The sequence below is a fragment of the Nocardia sp. NPDC058518 genome, from assembly GCF_042719655.1.
In the GTDB taxonomy this organism is placed as follows: domain Bacteria; phylum Actinomycetota; class Actinomycetes; order Mycobacteriales; family Mycobacteriaceae; genus Nocardia.
This window is the reverse complement of the sequence record NZ_JBHXNJ010000040.1, coordinates 1-17546: the sequence shown is the minus strand read 5'-3', so window position 1 is coordinate 17546 and position 17546 is coordinate 1. Positions and strand designations below refer to the sequence as shown.

The window sequence follows — 17546 nt, the reverse complement described above, 5'->3', positions numbered from 1 at the left end:
CCCCCCCCCCCCCCCCCCCGCCCCCCCCCCCCCCCCGGGGCCGTCGGGGTGTGCGCCCGGGCCGCCCCCCCCCCCGCCCGGCACGGGGCTGGCGTCGACTCGTTCACACTGCCGGGGCTAGGTCATGTCTCCCAGTTGATCACCGCGGGAGACTTGCCGATGATGCCCGCGGTACTCGGCGCGATCGTGGTACCGAGACTCGCGGCGGCCCGCCGCGACGCAACCTGATCGGGTCTGGCCGGATGCGACAGTTCAGTACCTGGCGTCGAACCACCACTTGCCGTAGGCGTAGTAGCACTCCCGTGTCACGCGGAGGGTTTTGGAGCCGCGCTCTTGCATTGCGTGGTTGTAGTAATCAGCGGCGACCCTGCAATCTTGCTGGGTCTTGAACGAAGCATACGGCCCCTCGTCCGCATGGGCGGCGCCTGGCGCGGCCATCAACGCACTCACTGCGGCTGCCGCCGATATCAGCACGGTCATTCGTCTCGCCATGTTCGATCCTCCAGTTCGGGGAGTCACATTGATTCCCTACGCAATTTCGTCGGGCAGCTCTTGAATGAGCACACCGTTCGTGGGTGTCGGCTATTTGGTGTGGCGGTGGGGCCCAGGTGTGGTGAGGGATCCATTCAGATCCATACATGCAGGTAGGCGATGTATACCGGGGCTGGGTGAATGTGGTTTCTGGTTCGCGGTGTGGTGCTCGGTGGTCGTGTTCAATGGCAGGTGAGTGGTGGGCCGCGAATTCGCCGGTGGTGGATGCGGCGCAGATTCGTACGCGAGCGCAGTTCGGTGCGGCGTTGAAGGCGTTGAGAAGTCGGCTGGGCGACACCGTCATGTGAAGTAGCGGCCGACGAGAACGATGCGCGTCGGTGCCGGTTCTTCTGCCGAAACGACGAGCGGCGTTGTGTGGTGTTCGAGCCGGGTGGCTTCGAAAATTACGGCGTCACCAGCGGAGAGAAACAGTTCGGTTCCCGCGATCACAAGAGATCCGCCTTGGCGCATGGTGCGTACGGTCTTCAAGCAGACGAGCAATTGAACAGCGCCGTGTCGATCGCGATGTGCGTTGATGTATTCCCCGGTGCTGTAGCGGGATGTCCAACACATCAGATCGCTGATCGTGGCTGGACCAGCAAGTGCCTGAATCAGGCTGACGAGCTTCGGGTGCCGACAGAACTCGTAGGCGAAGTCTCCGGCTGCGAGCGCCTGTTCCTCCCAGGACACTTTCTCTAGACCGCACTGCACACGACTGCTGAAATACCCCTCTGTCGATTCCAGCAGGTACGTGGCCAGGTCCGGGCTGATCAACCGCGGCAGGTGCACAAAGCGCCGTGTCGCGAACCGCGAGACCAAGTCAGGTAGATCGGCATAGTCGACGAAGTGCTGGTCAGCCTGCAGAGTCCAATTACTCATCGGGTCACTACGATCTGTGAGCTCCCCGCCATCTACTGCCCCAACGGACGACAGATGGTGGCAGGTGCACAAACCGGCCTGCATCCAGGATGGCAGCCCGGGTTGCAGTACGGGTTGCACGATGGATTGCAATTCGCATCGTGGGAGTGCTGGTACTTCGTGGTCGCGTTCCCGATGGCGGTTCTGGTGATCGCCAATTGGGGACTCTCGACGACCTGTCGCAAGCTGGTCTCCAGCACATCGCCGACCTGAAGGGATCGAGTGAAGACGCACGGACGCACGACACCATCCGGGTATATGGCGAGGACATCGCCTGCGCATTGGCCGCACAGTTCCTCGAGCGGGGTGTCTGCATCCGTGTTCGCTCGACCGGCGCGGCGAACGTGATCGACCTCGATGTCTTGGACTCCCAGGTCGGTCAGGAGTTGTCGGGCTTGGTCGATGCGCTGGTCTTCGAGCACCGTCACGATGCCGACCCGAACCGGGACACCGAGGTTGATCGCTTTGCAGATGTTCTCGTTGGTCCTTCGGTGCGCCAAGCCATTTCCGGTGATCAGCGTGTGCTGGTCGGGTTGGTCGGAGTAGTAGCTGGTCGCCAGGCGTACGTTGTGCTCGACCAGGAGATCCCAGATGCCGGGGCGGACGCGGACCAGATTCGAGTAGACCTCGGTGGCGATCCCACGCGAGGATGCGTGCCGGATGAGTTCGGGCAGTGCGGGATGGAGCGTGGGTTCGCCGCCGATGAACTGGATCTCGCGGACACCGATGTCGGCAGCGTCGTCGATGACCGACAGCCAGTCGCTGGTCGTCATTGCGCCGTGGGATTTCGTGGGACCGCTGTCGGCGTAGCAGTGCGTGCAGCTGAGTTGGCAGCGTCCGGTCAGTTCCAGCCAGAGAAATGTCGCGCCCGGCTTTGATGACGATTCGACCGTCGTCATAGCTTTCCTACTTCTGATTCGATGGATGATCGTTGTGTCGATTTCAGAATATGAGGAGGTCAGAGCGTCGTGCTGCGCGTAATGCGCAGACTTGTTCCCGATTTGCGCATGAGGGTAGGAGCGAGGGCCGCTGGGTCAGGACACGCGGCGTCGTCGTTGACGAACCTCGGTGGGAGATTCCCCGAAGCGGCGGTCGAAGGTGCGGTGGAAGGTACTCAGCGCGTCGAACCCTGACGCGTAGGCGATGTCGCTGATCGAGGCGCTCTCGTGGGGATCGGTCAACCTTCGGTAGGCACGCTCGGCTCGGGTGTCGGCGATGAGGCGAGCGGGCGCGGATGCTCCGATGCTGCGCAGCGAGTATTCGAGTTTTCGTCGTGAACAGCCGAGGTGCGCGGCCACCGAATCTGGGGTGAGTCGTGGATCGCTGCTGTGCTCGGCGACGTATGAGCGTGCGGCATGAGCAAGGGCTGCGGAGTGGGATTGTTCGGGTGTGCTCGGTGTGTGCAGTGCGAGATTCAGCAGTTCCATCGTTCGGGCGCTGATCTCTGTGAATTCGTGGCTGGTCAGGCTGCCCGCGTGATCGGCGAGTGTGCGCGCCAGGGCCAGCACCGCCGCTGTGGAACCACGCTCGGGACCGAGGAGCAGAGGGGCGCCGTCACGGAACGTATCGGTGGGTACATACTCCTCGGGAACACCTACCGCCCAGACGCGTGTGTCGGCGGGAATCGACACACATAACGGACGTCCCATGTCCAGCAGACCGATTCGACCGCGGGAAACCCCAACTTCGTTCTCTCCATGGCTGATTACGATGTCGGAGCCGTGCGAGACGATGACCAGTGCGCTGCGATAGTCATCGCAGCGAGCCAGTCGGCGGGTTCTGATGTAGTCGACCGCGTCGGCCGTGGCGTCGACGAGTTGGAATCCGCCGCCGCGCTGAACCCGCATGGATCCGGTGAACTGTTGCGGGCTTGCGAAGCCGAGTCGCATGTCACCTTGGTTGGTCTGGCTGTGCGCAGTCCAGTAGTCGGTTCGGTCGGCTGCCGAAACAAGGGAGGTATCCACGTCGACTGTCTCGTACCTGGTGTCCACACCAACCCTCCCACAGGCAGATAGGGCAAAAGGTTGTGTCTCGCAGACGAAGTCGGCCCGACGAACTCATCGTATCCTGGCCGAAGCCGTCGAATGAGGTAGTTGGAAGTGGGTCCAGCTTGGTGGTCAGCGCTCGGTGAGGGGTGCCTTCAACGTGACTCCGGGAGCCGCCCAGGCGATGCACTGGACAGCGCGGGACTTGCGGAAGGATGACTCGTCGAGCGGTCCGTACGACGTGACTTCGGAGACCGCGGGATTCTCGGTGGCTTCGATGACGGGGGTCGCGTTGAAGCAGAGAGACGTGGCCGCTTGGCGGGCGGCGGTCTCGTCCGTCCACTCGGTGAGGTGGCCGACATAGAGCACCTCACCATCGTGCGGTTTATCGCACGATCGCGTCGGCAGGCTGTAGACGACATCGGTCGTCGACGGTCGGTCGACGCACCGGCCGACCGTCAGATCGTCGATCTCACTGCGGCCGTGCGGGTCTGTGACGCCGCGGTACACCATCGCGCCGAGCGCTGTCGCGCCGAGAACGCCCGCGCCGATCACCGCCGCGATGATCAAGCCCTTGTTGCGTTTGGGCGGCTGGGGCTGCGGATATCCCGCGTATCCCGGTGCCGGGTACTGCGTCCGAGGGTAGCCCGGTCCCGGCTCCGGCGGCAGCTCGTTCCCCTGATAGCCGGGTACCGGGTACGGCGGTCGCTGGACGTGCGGATGTGCTGGTCCCCCTGGATAGTTCACCCGGTCACCGTACTCGTCAGCGCGGTCGGGCACTTGGGGGTCCCGGCGTCAGCGGCTGCCAGGGGACGTCGAACAAGGTGGCGAACTTGGCTGTCGCTAGCAGGTCTCGGTCCTACACGAATTTCGGCAACATCCAGCACCTTGGTTGCGGTCCAGCGGTACCCGGCCGACCTTCCGCAACTGGTCGGGGCGGCGAGCTTCGGCGGTGAAGGACGGCTGAGGGGCTGTCGGGATTCGCGAACGCCGATTCGCGGTGTCGGAATTCATGCACGAGGTGATGTCGATATCCGCGACCAGAGCCATTCGGTTCTATGTCGTTGCCCACGTGCATCATTCAGCTATGACGACGGGGACAGCCAAACGTGAAGGCAGCTGGTGGTGCGAACAGGACTACCAGCTGCTGTTCGAAGCGATCGCCTGCGGAATGACCGATGAACAGATCGCCGAGCACACCGAACGCAGGGTCAGCGCCGTGCGCAGTCGCGCGCACATGTTGGTGAGCTACGGGACATCCAAGAGCACCGCGTTGGCGCTGCTGCGGCGTGTGGCCGACGAGCCGGATTTCGACTGGGATCCACTGGTGCGGATGGTTCACCAGCACGAAGCAATTCCATACTGGGACAACGCTTCCGACCTTGCACTGATCACCTGTTGACTGGCCCTTCGATTCCCCAGGCCCGCGGGCTCGACGGCGATCCTATGGGTTAACTCGGTCCAGTCGGTCACAGCAGGCCCTGCTCGTCGAGCGCGATATTGCGATCGTCGGCGGCCATACGCGCATTGGTGACCAGATACAGCCACACCGAGGCCGCAGAGCGTTCGAGCACGACCGTGGCCTCGTCCCCGGCCCACCGGTATTGCAGGGGCGGACCGGCAACGCGCTCAGTCGGCTCGCCGAGTTTAGCGAAGATTGCCGTGGCGATGCTGTCGAAAGCCGCGGTGACTTCGGTGTTCTCGCCCGCGTCGGCGAAGTCGGTGAGTTGCAGGTCGATGCTTGTGACCTGGCCGTTCTTGGCGCGGATCGTGCCGCTGTCCGGGCCGAACCCGGTGTCGAGCATGATCCGGCGCGGTCGGCTGGAGATGGTGTGCCAGCCGAACTTCTCGACGACAGCGGGAGCGTCGTCGAGGGCCCACGACCAGTCGAGTGTGTGCAGTGCGCCCGCTAGATCGGCTGCTTTGTCGGCGGGCATCGCGTGCCAGTTCGTCATTCGGTGCCTTTCGTCTCGGTCGGTAGTACAACAGAAACGCCGCGTTGCGCACTCCTGTGGCCTAGTCCTGGTTCTCGCCGTACCGCGCGGTCACGGTGCCTGCCTCGTCCCATTCGGTCTGGGTGAGCAGCGCGCCATCGCGGGCGAAAACGGTTTCTTCCTTGCGATTGCCGGTGGGGAACCATTCACACCAGCGACCGACCTCGTGCCGATCGGCGTAATCGCCGGTGTAGCGCGGGGTTCCGTCGAGGAACCAGCCGCGTGTCGGTCCGTCGGTGTAGCCGGCCAGGTCGGTGATGGGGCTGCTCGGCGCCGGGCGGCGGAATTGCTGGCCGGTGAACGGCTCGGCGCGGTAGTACATGCGGCCTTCCCCGTCGTCCCAGCGCAAGGCCGGATCGTCGGCCGGTACGGCGTCGGGCGAGATGCCCTTGCGGGTGCGCTCGTCCTCGAATTCGATCACCTCACCCGCCGGGTTCCAGGCCGAGTGGGTGAGCAACATGCCCTCGATGTCGTAGACGTCCTCGAGGCGGCGGGAGCCGTCGGGATACCACTCCTGCCAGGTGCCAACGGGCCGGTTGCGGTAGAACTCGCCGTTGTAGCGCATGGTGCCGTCGGGGTACCGGCCCGTCCAGTCGCCGTCGCGGTCGCCCTCGTCGTAGCTCCAGTACTCGTGCCAGGTGCCGTCGGCGCGGGTCTGGGTCACCGCGCCGCTGTAGGGCTCACCCCGATAGGACAACTTGCCGGTCGCCGCGTCGACCACCACATCCGGATCGCTCAGTTCGATCGGATCGTCACTCACCTTCGAAACCCCTCCGATCAGAAATCGCCGCCCAGTCATGGCCGCTTCACCTGTTGCTCTGCGGTCAGCCCGCTCAGCAGGATCAACTGGCTGACCGCGACGCTGTCATCACCGGTGGTGGCAGCGTCTCGATCCGATTCGGTGAACCACCGACTCCGGTTCCAGATTCCTTCGTTGACGTGGTCCTCGATCTGATCGACCAGCGCACGAACATGCGGACCGCGGCGAACCTGAACTCCCGCTGGCTATTCCATGCCGCCGCGCCGGCCAGCCCGCTTCGCTCCGAAACCCTCGGCAAGTACGTCGTTTTGCAATGCTTGCGAGTCAAAGATTGCCCAAGCATCGCCAGATGTCATTCCCCTAGATTGTTATAGCCGAAACGCCGCGGCGCGAAAAGCGGCGACACCCAGGCTGTGCCGCCGGATTTATCCGTCGGCGTACGGGCCGGTCGGTCGCTCGGGGCGTGCTCTGAGTAGGCCTGAATATTCGCTTGCGGGGGCCCCTATTCTGAAATGCTCGGGTCTTAGCTTGTCGCGATAGGAGAGTTGTGGTCACCGCTTCAGCGAAATATCAGCTTCCGCACCATCTTTGGGTCCACAATGAGGTGTTGGGGTCGCGGTTCGACACCTACATCGGTGATGTTCGCGCCACTGTGGTGACCCCGCCTGTACCAGGTGGTCTGGCGGTGAATCTGTGGCACCCCCAGCTGCCTGACGTGCCAGAGGATGCATGGGATCACACGACACAATGGACGACTCAATACGCCGCATGGGGTGCCGATGACGGCACAGCGTTGCGCCACGTAGGCGTCGAACTGCGTGAGGACGGGCGAGTTGTCGCTCCCTATCACTCCTTCCATGCTGATCGGCCCGCGGAGAAGGTGTTCGACCACGCGGCCAGGCGTATCACCTACTGGTTCGCTCGAGTCGAGGACTGGGTGGCCGTGGTAACCGGCGAGGATGTCTACTCGCGTGAACCGCGCTTCGCTGCCAATACCATCGGGCCCGGGCTATTTGGGTGGCAGCACGGAGAGTGGCGGGACGCTGGTATGACCATCGAGACCCCCCGTCCGAAGCTGTTGTCCGCAGATCTCTTCGCGGCGATCCTGGAACGGGGTCGGCGCGAACGTCGAACCACCGATCGAGTGGCAGTTGGTGTGCAGCGCTAGCAGGGCCCATCTGCGTGGAGATGCCCGCAGGACGATCCTAGATGCGGCGACCGCCGTCGAGGTCTGCCTGATCGAGCAGATTCGGCTGGTCGAATCGACCACAACCGCGAAGTTCAGAGGCAGATCCGGGATGCAGGACCGATCACGGTGGCTCGCCGCGCAGCACCCCAGCTACGAGGAGCACACCTTCCTAGATGTGCTTCGTAAGTGCCGAAATGATGGAATCCATGAGGGTGGAGTCATCACTATGGCTGATGCTGGCAACGGGTTGCGCGCCGCGGTCGCCACCGTTGATGCACTGGGACGAAGCCGAGATCCTCGGGCGAAGTGATGGGGCGCCCGGCACGCCACGGTCTCGGTCGAGAATCGGCGGACATGGCGTAATCCATGGTCAGGCCCGAGCTCCCACACGATCGGCTGGTGGTCAGGCTGCGGTGATTGGCGACGACGTGGATACTGGTTCCTGCCAGTGCGACCCCGATGGTGACGGCTTGCCCTAACCGTCAAGAACGTAAATAATGTAAACTTGTTGTTATGCGATATCTGGATGCGTTGAGTCTGCGGAAGAATTTCCGGCGGGAGCTGGAAGCGGCGGCCGATGAGCGTGCCGTGGTGATCACGGTGTGGGACAAGCCGGTCGCGGTGTGGTTGTCGCCGGGGATGTGGGCGATCGGGCGTGAGCGTGTGCCGGTGGATGATTCGTTCGTCGGCGAAATAGGGTCGGTCGAAGCTCGCCCGAAGTTGACCGAGCTGCACGAGGCGGCCGGCCGCGGTCAACATGCCCAGATCACCAAGCATCGCAAGGTGCGTGCGGTGATGGCGCCCTATGACTGGGGTGTTCGTGCGTTCCCGGAGTTGGATCTGGCGGCTCCGCCGACATGGCCGCCGACACCGGAGTCGCAAGAACCTCCGTGTGCGCTGGTGCTGTATCGGAAGCGGTCGACCCAGGATGAGCTAGTTGATCTTTTCGCCGAAGCCGAAGATCCTGTGCTGGAAGGTGATCGACGTTTGTCGGCTGGGCGTGCGGGCATCACCGCGGACCGGCGATCGCGGCTGCGCGCGGTGGCGTATGTGGTCGACGGCAAGGTCGAGCGGGTGCGCGCGGTGACGCCGGGCGAAGAGTGGATCCCGGTACCGGGGCAGGATCGGTCGAGGTTCGCTCCGTTGTCGGCCCCGTTGTCGGCGCAGGAGATCGACGAGCTGGCGCCGGGGCTGGGCTTGTATCCCGGTGATGAGCACGCGACACCGGGCAAGACGTGGCGTGAGTATGTGCCGCTGAACGGGTGACCGACATCGGCTGTTCGGCGGTGGCGGACGAATCGGATGGCTGAGTAGACAGGGGGTTCGGCGTGGGGTGGGTCAATTTCGTGCGGTTGGCTGGTCGGCGGTTGCCGTTGGAGGCGTTGCGGTCTGACCCGAGCCGGTTCAGCGGGGTGTTCAGTGCTGCGCGTAACGCTGATGGGTTCGGGCAGTGCTTGTGCCGGGGTGGTGAGGATCCGTTGCGGTTGGTGATCAAGTGCTCGGCGGCGGGGCGGTTCCATCTTGCGGGGTGGCCGTTGGAGGGGCCTTTGCATGATGGGCGGTGCGCGTTTCATCATGTGGATCCGTCGTTGTCGGGGTTGGCGAAGTACACCTCGGCGGCGATCCGGCAGGGTTCGAGTGGGGATGTCGCGATTCGGGTGTCTCAGCCGTTGGTGTGCAAGCTCGGTGCGCCGGAGCAGCCGGAGCCGAAGTCCTCGGCGTCGGAGTCGGGCGTGGTGCGGCGGTCGGTGGGTTTGACCGGGCTGTTGCATTTCGCTTGGGACAGTGCGGGTTTGAATGTGTGGCGGGCGCGGCAGCGTCGGCGGGGTTGGGCGCAGGCGTCGGCGGCGTTGCGTGAGCAGACTGATCGGTGGGTGGTGAGTCGTCGGGCAGGTTCGGAGGTGGTGTTCGTTGTGCCGCCGTTCCGTCGGGAGGACGCGAACGCGACTGCGGCCGCGTTCGAGGCGTGGTCGGCGGGGTTGACCAGCGACAAGACGCAGGTGCGGCGTGGGTTGATTGTGGGCGAGGTCAAGGCCGATGAGGCGACCGAGTTCGGGTTCCGGTATCAGTTGGCGCATCTGGGTCGTCGACATGTCATCTATGTCGATGAGAAGTTGGATGCGCGGTGGCGGCGTTCGTTTCGGACGGTGTTCGCTGCGGCGGGGGAGCTGGCCGGTGGTCGGCGGGTGGGGTTGTTTATGGTCGAGCGGACCCCGCGTGGATATCTGCGGGCGGTGGGTGGTGCGTTGATGCTGGTCAATGACGTGTATGTGCCTGCGGATAGTTCGCATGAGGTGCGGATGGCCGATGCGTTGATCGCGGCGGGGCGCAGTTTCGTCAAGCCGTTGCGCTATGACGTGGAGGACGGGGTGTTCCCGGATTTCGCGTTGGTCGACGAGGACGCGGTGGTCGAGGTGTGGGGGATGGAGAACGATCCGGCGTATCTGGCGCGTAAGGCGGAGAAGCTGCGCGAGTACGCGCGCCGTGGGACGCGGGTGTACTCGCATAGCGCGGGTGATCCGTTGCCGGATGTTCGGCTCGTGCAAGCTCCGGTCGCCTGAACAGTAGTTTTCTCTCCTGGCGAGATTGATTCTCGGCTGGTAAGAATGTGTGATGGCTATCAAATGGAGACTGGATGAGGTTCTCGAGCAGCGCGGGCTGAAAGTCGCGGACATCCAGCGGGTTACCGCGTTGGATGCGGATGCGCCGTCGCAGGCGGCGTTGTATCGGTTGTTGTCCGCGGCGCCGGACCGGCTGAACCTGTCGGTGCTGAACACGCTGTGCTTCGCGGCGCAGTGCACGCCGGGGGAGCTGCTGCACTATATTCCCGATGCCGTCGACGGTGCGGGCCCGGCCGCGTCGCGCGACTTGGTGCAGCGCGCTCTCGCCGCGGCCGATGCCGAGAGCAGTGCGAAGCGTGAGAAGGAGCAGCGCTGGCTCGAGAATCGCGATGCCGGGATCGCGAAGTATGTCCACACGGTCAGTCCTGAGTTGTCGCAGGCGCTGGCGGAGACGCTCGACGGCGATCCGAATGATCCGGTGTTCACCTCGCTGTTGTGGACGCTGAGTCCGGAGAGCACGGCGGCCGCGGAGGTCGAGGAGGACTCGATTCGGTTCAAGAAGCAGCGGGTCTCGTTCTCGACGCGGTTCACTTCCGAGCAGATTCCGGTCGTGGTCTCGCTGATGGGGGATCGCCCGGTGTTCTCGGTGCAGACCTCGCGCGGTTCGACGTCGGGCTTTTCGGATCTGTTGGGGTTCGGCAAGGGGGTGCGCTCGTATCTGGAGACGCAGCAACTGCTGGCGAGCCAGGAACAGCAGCAGAGGTAAGCCGCCGCAGCGGGGGAGGCGGGTGCACGGTCGGCGAGACCGACGCCGGGCTGGGCTCGGTTGATGGCGATGGGGCTGGGTGGTGATTGTGCGGGAGCTGCGGGCCGGCGGCAGGGCTTGGTGTCGCGGCAGCGCGAACGCTGTTGTCCTGAATGGGTTTCGAGGGCCGCGGAGACGAGTTCGGCGCGATTAGCGTTGGAGGCCAACATATTTCGATCGCACGGTTCCAAGGGCTGGACGAGCGGGCGCTGGTCCGGCCCGGAGGGGACCTTGGGCCGGTACCAGCATGCGCCTGGGGTATTCAGCCTGGGGCATGGCACATCCTCGCCCTGTGCGAGTGCCTTGCGATCGTAGCGTCAGGATCTCTCGGGAGCGACCTGGTCAGGCCGAAAGGCGTTCGGCCTGCGAAGGTTCCGCGGCTATCTGCGCGGCGTTGTCCTCACGTGGCGCCGATCTGGTCGGAACGCTGGACGTGGAGGGTGTCGACGTTTTCGCGCTGCGACGTTTCGGCTATAACAATTTAGGGAATGGCGTCTGGCAATGCTTGGGCAATCTTTGAACTTCGCAAGCTTGGCAAAACGATATGGGAAAGCAAATCCTTCGCCTCAGGTTTGCGGAAGACAAGATATTCTCGTGTGGCGTGCGAGTTCGATGAGTCAGAGATCGATTCCTGCACCGCCACGGCATATCTCAGATGGGAAGGGGGTGAGATGGATGAATGAGGACTCCGATCCCCGACGGTCACGTTGGGGCGAGGGCGCGGGGCACGAACTCCTTCGGGGTGGAGTGCAGATCATCGCGAATTTGCTAGCACTCGCTGTAGTGCTGGCGCCGGTGATTGCAGCAGGCCAGCAGCAGCATGCTGGCCTGGATGTGGTGACACCCAGGCCAGCGTGCACTGAACACATCTCGTAGCGGCGCTTCCTAGGGCCCCCGTTGCGAGATCGCGGAGCCCCCGATGACCCCTTGGGCCGTCGGGGGTTTCTGCATTCCCAGTATACGAAGAGTTGCGGGGCTCGGCGAGGGAACTAGGGATAGGTTCGCTCACCCATTGCAGCCTGTAGCGACTTTCTGGCTACTACCGTTGAAGCGGCCGACGGAACCCGGTCGCGGGTCGGCGTAGTGAGTTCGTTGAGGCCTGGGCTAGTTGTTCGGCCCTGCCGGAATCCGTGCCCGGTGCTGAAGAGTTGGCGTGCGCTAGGTGGCAGGTCCAAAGCCGCGATCGATGGACGATCCCAGGTCAGGCGAACATGCGTGTGCTTCGGGCCTTGACAAATCCCATAGTGAACCTCAAATCGGGTATCATAATGGGATGAGCTCACAGATTACAGTTCGACTCCCAGAGCAAACCGTCGACTGGCTTGATTCCGTCATCGCGAAGGGTGGAGCGTCCAGCCGTGCCGTCATCATCGAACAGGCTCTTGTTCGTGAACGACTGCGCCGGTCCGCCGAGGCTGATGCCGCGATCCTCGCCGCCGCGCAAGGTGCTCCTGGCGACGACATGGATGATCTCGCCGCGTATGCCGCGCGGACCCCTATGGATGATCTCGCGTGAGGCCGATCCATCTCGCGCGTCTGGATAAGACGCGGCCGGTGCTCGTCCTTACCCGCGAAGCGGTGCGTCCCTATCTGACCAGGGTCACGGTCGCGCCGATCACCAGCACTATTCGTGGGCTGTCGACCGAAGTGCCGGTCGGTCGCCGTAATGGGCTCGAGCACGACAGTGTGGTCTCTTGCGACAACATTGTGACGATCCCGGTTGTCGATCTGGGCAAGGTCATCGGTTATCTGAATGCCGATGCCGAGCCTGCTCTCACCGCGGCGATCCGTTCCGCGTTCGAGCTGATCTGACGGGCGCGCTCGTTTGGACGCGTGCCGTGAGCGATTGAACCCGCATACTGTCGAAAGAAGGCAGAGCCGAGTGAGCTGAGCTGGGAGGAACCATGCTGGGATGGCGACGACGGCGCAGTGCCGTGGGCAACGTGCTGATGTCAGTCGATCCGGTCTTCGCGGCCGCGCTGAATGAGGCGCAGGACCGCACCGGGTTGGAACTCGTCTGCGTGCGAGGTCGACTCGACCTGACCGACGAGCACACCGTTGACGAACTGGCTCTGTTCCTCGACGAAGCCCGCGCTGCGATCAACGCTGCCAACTGAATCCGCCTGCACGAGCGAGCAATCGGAGTCGGCTTGGCTGGTGTGCTTGTTGGGCTTGGCACGTTGTTCGGCTCTGCCGGAATCCGTGCCGACTTGCTCGGCGGTCTGGCGCCGTGGACTAGGGGAGCGGTTCGTACCAGTGGTCGATGGGTGCTTCGATGGCCGAGCAGCGCTGGTTGTTTCCGGAGCTACTGGTGGCCAGGACCGCGAAGAGGTCCGCGATGACGCTGGGGTCCGCGGGTGCGGTGCCGGCGAGGACGTTGCTGGTGATGCTGTTTAGTGCGGTGGTGGTGCGCAGCACTCGGTAGCGCAGGCACAGTTGCGATTCGGCGGCGAGGTCGTCGACGCGGTTCTGCAGCGTGGTCCAGCACCGAGGGTCGACGGTGCGGCCGCTGCCGATGTTGCGGCATTCGTCGCCGATGCTGACAAGCAGCGCCAGGAGTGGTTCGGGGACTTCGTCGTCGGCGGCGAGGAGTTTGGTCAGTCCCCAGTTCGAGTCGAGAAGTCCGCCGAGCCAGGCCCAAATGCGTTGTGCTGATTCGGGATCGACTGCGACTGAGGCGGTCGTCTCGATGTGGCGCAGCGCGGTGTCGGGTGGCATTTGGTAGATGATTTGTGCGAGTTGGGCCATGTTCGGCCCTGTTAGCTGTGTGCTGGTTGTTCCGATCGATGCGTTTTCCACGCCACACACCCCCGTGTTAGCGAATCCGGTTCTATCGGTCCACGGGGGTAATGAATTCGTTCCCCCGCCAGTGCGTATTCGGCGCGGCGTGGGTTGCGGATCGGGTCGGATGCTGCGAGGTTGCCGGGTGGGGAAGTGTGGGTGCGCTGGTCGTGATGTCAGACAGTCAGCCGTGTGCTTGGTTTCAGAACCACTTTGTCGTGCTGAACCGTTCCCGGGGCGTCATATTTCGGCGTGCTTGTTTGTATTGGTGTTCGAGTAGGACGTTGGCCATGTGGCGTCGGTTGCGTTCTTCGCGCTCGTTTGCTCGCCGCTTCCATCGGTCGAAGATGTCGGGCTGCTTGGGCGGTACGTATTGCAGGTGTGGTGGCAGTTGCTGGCCGCTCGGGTGGGTTGGCCTGGTCTGGGGCCCTGGTTGTCCGGTGCGGTTGCGCCGCTTGATCTTCTGAATTTTGAAGTAGAGGAGTCCGCCGATGATCGCGGTGATCACCAAGATGTTGAATATTGTTCGGGCGAGGTCCGCGAGGGAAGACATGGGCAGGCAGCCTAGCAGCGTTGGGGGTGGGTCGGCGTTGAGTCGAGTCTGCTTCGTTCGCGTGAAATCCGTACTAGGGGTTGATGTTTCTGCAGTCCCCGGATCGGGGGTTGCTATGTGTCGGATTCTGTCGGGTGAATTGGTTGTGCGGCGCGGCGCTCAATGCGGGCGGTTACCGCGGGGTGGGTAGCTGGCTTGGCCAGGCAGCCGCGCTGGAGCGGTTGATTCTCCAGTAGGAGTTCTGGATCTCGTCGGCGGGAGCGGTGAAGGCGAGGACGCAGTCGGCGGTTTCGCCGATCTGGCGGGGGAGTTCTCCGCAGGCCAGATCGACGTCGTCGCCGTAGACCTCGTCGTGGCGGGGGTAGCTCTCGTTTCCTGGGGCGAAGCTGAGGTAGTCGGACTCGTCGAGTGGTTGGTACTCGCCGAGCTTCTTGACTCGTTCGACCTTGATCAGCGAGGACATCGTGATGGTTTCGCCGTCGTCGTCAGTGGTGAGTACTGGCGGGGAGACGACGGTGATCGCGTAGTCGCTGTAGCGGAACAGGACTGGTTGGCCGAGCGCGTTGTCGCCCGCGGTCCAGGTGCCGTCGGTGACCGCTGTCCAGGGCTGCGGTTCCTGCGTGGTTTTCGGAGCTCGCTGCGTCGTTTCCTGCGATGAGGGCGCACCCTCATCGAGCCCGCATCCTGATGCGATCGTCGCGACGATCGCTATTGCCGCAGCCGACCAACCTTGCTGCGCTCTTCGCACTGTCATTGGCTGATGGTGTCACGGTCCTACGACAGAGCCGAACTCCGCTGTCGGTGTTCGTATCTCGGCTTCGGGGTGTGCGGGCGCTGGCTGTGGGTGGGACGAGTCGACCTTGGGTGCGTTACGAAATGTTTGTGAGGTCGGCGAGGCGATGAGCTGGCAGTTTGTGACCCTCACATCGTCGTGATACCTTGTGTCGCAAGGGGATAGCTGTGCCCCGAAGACCGAACCCTCAGTCGTGTGGCTGGGGGTTTTTCGTGTTTCTGCAGACGTTCATCAAGCAAGCCCTCGGCCACCGCCGGGGGCTTTTCGTGTATCTGGAGGTTTCGTGTCTACCAGCATTCCCTCGGTCGTTGGAGAGGCTGCGGCAGTCGGCGTGTGGCCGGTCGTGCTGCTTCTTGGAGCGATCGTCTTGGTGACGGTGATTGCACTCGTTCGGGCCAACCGCGATGATGTGCCAAGGGTTTTCGAGTCGTTCGCCGGTAGCTTCGGCTTCCGCAAGCCACTGCAGCGCGACGTCGCTGAGAACACTGGTGCCGGTGCGCACGATCGCGTTGGCACACGCGCCGACCAGGGTGATGATCGGCAGAGTTCGGCCGAGGTCGGGTCTACGCAGTTCGAGGATGAGCGATGAGTCGGCGAAGGTCGCTTCACGATCCAGTGGAGCAGAAGGCGACGGCAGCGGTCGGTGGCGCCCAGTTGCTCCGAGACCTCAACGAAGTGCTCGGGCATCTGTCAGATCATGAAGTCGACTTGATCAGATGTGTCTTCAACGGAGGGTCGTTGCACGACGCAGCCCGTGTCCGCGGTGAGGTGGTGTCGTATTTTGGGCCTGCGGGTACTCCCCGAGTTCTTCCGTGCACGCCCGATAGGGCCCGCTCCGAATTCGAGTTGGCGATGATGAAGCTGAGGAGAACTTTTGCCCGGGTAGCCGGGCGCGAGGACTACAAGTTCGACGACGCTTTTCGATTGATGGCCCGGCAGTTGCGGGTGTCCCCGCTTCGGCAGATCGGCGAGGTGGAGCGGTGCGAGTGGCATGGGTGGAGTGCACCGCATGGCAGCCCGAAATGTAGGGAGTGCCCCTGCGAGGTCTCTTATGCTGGTCTTGGTCGGCCGCCGGTGTACTGCACGTCTGCGTGCAAGCAGCGGGCTTATCGGCGCAGGGTGGAGGAGTCGGCTGCAGAGTCTCTGAAAGCGTTGATCCGGAGCGTGATTTCGGGAGACCCCGCTGACCGGGGTGCGCGTGCGGGTGGTGGGCACGGCGTACAGACCGGCAGCGACGGGTTGGAATCCGAATTACATCCTGGTGGGCGCGCCGAGCGGTAGCGGCGACCGCTCATATGTTCGACTATTCTGTTGTCCATGCAGGTAGGCGAGTTAGTCAGGATCGGCGCGACCGGTGTCAGCCAGTTCCGTGTGCTCGAAGTCGACGATACTGGTGCGCGGATCGAGCCGACCTTGGAGGGGGTTTCGGTAGTAACCGCCGAAAAACCAACGGATATGGCGTAGCTGCTGCTCAGTGTCGGTTGCGTTCAGCTCGCCTGCACCTTGTCGATCTCCTTGCCGACGCGAACGAGAGCGTCGTAATGATGGGCTTTGCCGTGCACGATCAGGTAGGCCAAGACCTCGTCCTTGTCGAGCGAGGACCGCTCCTGCAGCTCCTTCAGGAGGTGGCGCAGATCCCGTAGTCCGTAGGCGTCGCCCCAGCCGTTGTTGCCCGCGAATTCGATTCGCTCCAACAGCTGCTGGTGTTCAGCCGAGCGGACGACCGCGTGAATCCTCTTCTCGATCAGGTTGACTGCCCCGATCTCGTCAGCCCACCGCGAGGACGAGAATCCCGCGTCTTCCACGACCGCGATCGGCGCGTTCCGCGCGAACTCGGTGGCGAGCGCGAGTTCCCGCTGTCCCGGTGCGTACACCAGAGCGGGACGGCCGTAGCCGATCCCGGACTGGTTCGAGTTCTTCGGAGTCATGACAGGACGTCCTGTGGCGTAGGCGTTCAACGGCGCGCAGAAGGTGAGGGTGTTCTTCTGGGGGACAACGACGATCGTGCCGCGGGCATCGACACGGTCGAGAAAGGCGATAGCGAGCTCGACTGCTCGGTTGTAACCGTGCTCAGGTTGGAAGGGGATGTAGGCGGCATGGGGGAGTTGGGTCACCGAGGCACCGTATAGCCGGGGTGGAGAACAGTTCTTCTGGGGGCTCCGGTAATAGTCCGCCTCCACAGCAGGCCGAACCGGACCTCACCAGCGATCAGCTGCAACTACGCCGTATCCGTTGTTTTTCGGCGGTTACTACCGGAACCCCGACCAAGCGCATCTCCGCGCCGACCGGCGATACGGAAAACCATTGAGCTGGTGACTGTTTGAGCTACCGAAGTTGCGTGGAAAGATCAGACCCACATATCCGATCCGGCATCGGCAACCGAGGAACACCACGCGTGAGCACACCACCGTCTAGCCCTGCACCTGCTTCGGCGCCTGACCCGGCGCCGGCGCCCCCGCCCACTCCGGCTCCGGCTCCGGCTCCGGCTCCGGCTCCGGCTCCGGCTCCGGAGGATCCACCTGCGCCGACATCGCCCGGTCCGGGAGGATGGAAGGGTGCGGTCCTGGCCACCGGCCGCGCCCTTCACAAGGCGATGGTGTGGGACGGCTGGCTAAAGGCCGCCGCGCTGGCCACCGCCGCGACCGCGATAGCAGCAGTCCTGTTCACCGGAAAATC

General features: G+C 63.6%; 21 protein-coding genes. 10 read left to right on the top strand and 11 right to left on the bottom strand.

What is annotated here, in order from left to right; genetic code table 11:
* Positions 1-252: 252 nt before the first annotated feature.
* The 5 genes from ACFWPX_RS36365 to ACFWPX_RS36345 form a co-directional block, all read right to left on the bottom strand.
* On the bottom strand, positions 253-480 hold the full coding sequence (locus ACFWPX_RS36365) for a hypothetical protein (protein ID WP_378933450.1): 228 nt from the start codon (positions 478-480) through the stop codon (positions 253-255).
* A 351-nt stretch (positions 481-831) separates the two neighbouring features.
* Positions 832-1410, bottom strand: a complete 579-nt coding sequence (locus ACFWPX_RS36360; protein ID WP_378933447.1) for a hypothetical protein — start codon at positions 1408-1410, stop codon at positions 832-834.
* A 32-nt stretch (positions 1411-1442) separates the two neighbouring features.
* The gene (locus ACFWPX_RS36355) at positions 1443-2348 is read right to left on the bottom strand and encodes a radical SAM protein (RefSeq protein WP_378933444.1); all 906 of its coding nucleotides are present in this window, start codon (positions 2346-2348) and stop codon (positions 1443-1445) included.
* A 135-nt stretch (positions 2349-2483) separates the two neighbouring features.
* Positions 2484-3440: a helix-turn-helix domain-containing protein gene (locus ACFWPX_RS36350; RefSeq protein WP_378933441.1), complete on the bottom strand. Its 957-nt coding sequence runs from the start codon at positions 3438-3440 to the stop codon at positions 2484-2486.
* A gap of 126 nt (positions 3441-3566) precedes the next feature.
* On the bottom strand, positions 3567-4181 hold the full coding sequence (locus ACFWPX_RS36345; RefSeq protein WP_378933438.1) for a hypothetical protein: 615 nt from the start codon (positions 4179-4181) through the stop codon (positions 3567-3569).
* Between the two features lie 265 nt (positions 4182-4446).
* Between ACFWPX_RS36345 and ACFWPX_RS36340 the strand changes: the two genes are divergently transcribed.
* A complete protein-coding gene (locus ACFWPX_RS36340) occupies positions 4447-4836 on the top strand; it encodes a hypothetical protein (RefSeq protein WP_378933435.1) in 390 nt (129 codons plus the stop codon).
* 67 nt (positions 4837-4903) lie between these two features.
* On the opposite strand, the gene ACFWPX_RS36335 is transcribed toward ACFWPX_RS36340, so the two are convergent.
* Both ACFWPX_RS36335 and ACFWPX_RS36330 read right to left on the bottom strand, forming a co-directional pair.
* Complete coding sequence (locus tag ACFWPX_RS36335) at positions 4904-5389, bottom strand: DUF6301 family protein (protein WP_378933432.1); 486 nt, start codon at positions 5387-5389, stop codon at positions 4904-4906.
* A 61-nt stretch (positions 5390-5450) separates the two neighbouring features.
* Entirely contained in the window at positions 5451-6188 is a 738-nt protein-coding gene (locus ACFWPX_RS36330; RefSeq protein ID WP_378933428.1) for a hypothetical protein, read from the bottom strand.
* 547 nt (positions 6189-6735) lie between these two features.
* Between ACFWPX_RS36330 and ACFWPX_RS36325 the strand changes: the two genes are divergently transcribed.
* The 7 genes from ACFWPX_RS36325 (at position 6736) to ACFWPX_RS36295 (ending at position 12860) form a co-directional block, all read left to right on the top strand.
* Complete coding sequence (locus ACFWPX_RS36325) at positions 6736-7356, top strand: hypothetical protein (RefSeq protein WP_378933425.1); 621 nt, start codon at positions 6736-6738, stop codon at positions 7354-7356.
* Positions 7357-7890: 534 nt separating this feature from the next.
* Positions 7891-8643 carry a hypothetical protein gene (locus tag ACFWPX_RS36320; protein ID WP_378933422.1) on the top strand — a complete coding sequence of 251 codons (753 nt, stop codon included), beginning with the start codon at positions 7891-7893 and terminating at the stop codon, positions 8641-8643.
* A 62-nt stretch (positions 8644-8705) separates the two neighbouring features.
* The gene (locus ACFWPX_RS36315; protein ID WP_378933419.1) at positions 8706-9938 is read left to right on the top strand and encodes a DUF1173 family protein; all 1233 of its coding nucleotides are present in this window, start codon (positions 8706-8708) and stop codon (positions 9936-9938) included.
* A 52-nt stretch (positions 9939-9990) separates the two neighbouring features.
* Positions 9991-10704 (top strand): helix-turn-helix domain-containing protein, encoded by a 714-nt coding sequence (locus tag ACFWPX_RS36310; protein WP_378933416.1) that lies wholly within the window; start codon positions 9991-9993, stop codon positions 10702-10704.
* Positions 10705-12016: 1312 nt separating this feature from the next.
* Complete coding sequence (locus tag ACFWPX_RS36305) at positions 12017-12259, top strand: ribbon-helix-helix domain-containing protein (protein WP_378933413.1); 243 nt, start codon at positions 12017-12019, stop codon at positions 12257-12259.
* Complete coding sequence (locus tag ACFWPX_RS36300) at positions 12256-12555, top strand: type II toxin-antitoxin system PemK/MazF family toxin (protein WP_378933410.1); 300 nt, start codon at positions 12256-12258, stop codon at positions 12553-12555. The genes ACFWPX_RS36305 and ACFWPX_RS36300 overlap by 4 nt, the downstream gene beginning before the upstream one ends.
* A 122-nt stretch (positions 12556-12677) precedes the next feature.
* Positions 12678-12860 (top strand): hypothetical protein, encoded by a 183-nt coding sequence (locus ACFWPX_RS36295; RefSeq protein ID WP_378933407.1) that lies wholly within the window; start codon positions 12678-12680, stop codon positions 12858-12860.
* 118 nt (positions 12861-12978) lie between these two features.
* Here the strand turns inward: ACFWPX_RS36295 and ACFWPX_RS36290 are convergent, their stop codons facing one another.
* The 3 genes from ACFWPX_RS36290 to ACFWPX_RS36280 form a co-directional block, all read right to left on the bottom strand.
* A complete protein-coding gene (locus tag ACFWPX_RS36290; RefSeq protein ID WP_378933404.1) occupies positions 12979-13461 on the bottom strand; it encodes a hypothetical protein in 483 nt (160 codons plus the stop codon).
* 265 nt (positions 13462-13726) lie between these two features.
* A complete protein-coding gene (locus ACFWPX_RS36285) occupies positions 13727-14032 on the bottom strand; it encodes a hypothetical protein (protein ID WP_378933401.1) in 306 nt (101 codons plus the stop codon).
* A gap of 217 nt (positions 14033-14249) precedes the next feature.
* The gene (locus ACFWPX_RS36280) at positions 14250-14831 is read right to left on the bottom strand and encodes a hypothetical protein (protein WP_378933399.1); all 582 of its coding nucleotides are present in this window, start codon (positions 14829-14831) and stop codon (positions 14250-14252) included.
* Between the two features lie 322 nt (positions 14832-15153).
* Here ACFWPX_RS36280 and ACFWPX_RS36275 point away from each other — a divergent pair, with 322 nt between their 5' ends.
* On the top strand, positions 15154-15459 hold the full coding sequence (locus tag ACFWPX_RS36275) for a hypothetical protein (RefSeq protein WP_378933396.1): 306 nt from the start codon (positions 15154-15156) through the stop codon (positions 15457-15459).
* Positions 15460-16187: 728 nt separating this feature from the next.
* Positions 16188-16334 (top strand): hypothetical protein, encoded by a 147-nt coding sequence (locus ACFWPX_RS36270; protein WP_378933393.1) that lies wholly within the window; start codon positions 16188-16190, stop codon positions 16332-16334.
* 23 nt (positions 16335-16357) lie between these two features.
* On the opposite strand, the gene ACFWPX_RS36265 is transcribed toward ACFWPX_RS36270, so the two are convergent.
* Positions 16358-16984: a hypothetical protein gene (locus ACFWPX_RS36265; protein WP_378933391.1), complete on the bottom strand. Its 627-nt coding sequence runs from the start codon at positions 16982-16984 to the stop codon at positions 16358-16360.
* Between the last annotated feature and the right edge of the window lie 562 nt (positions 16985-17546).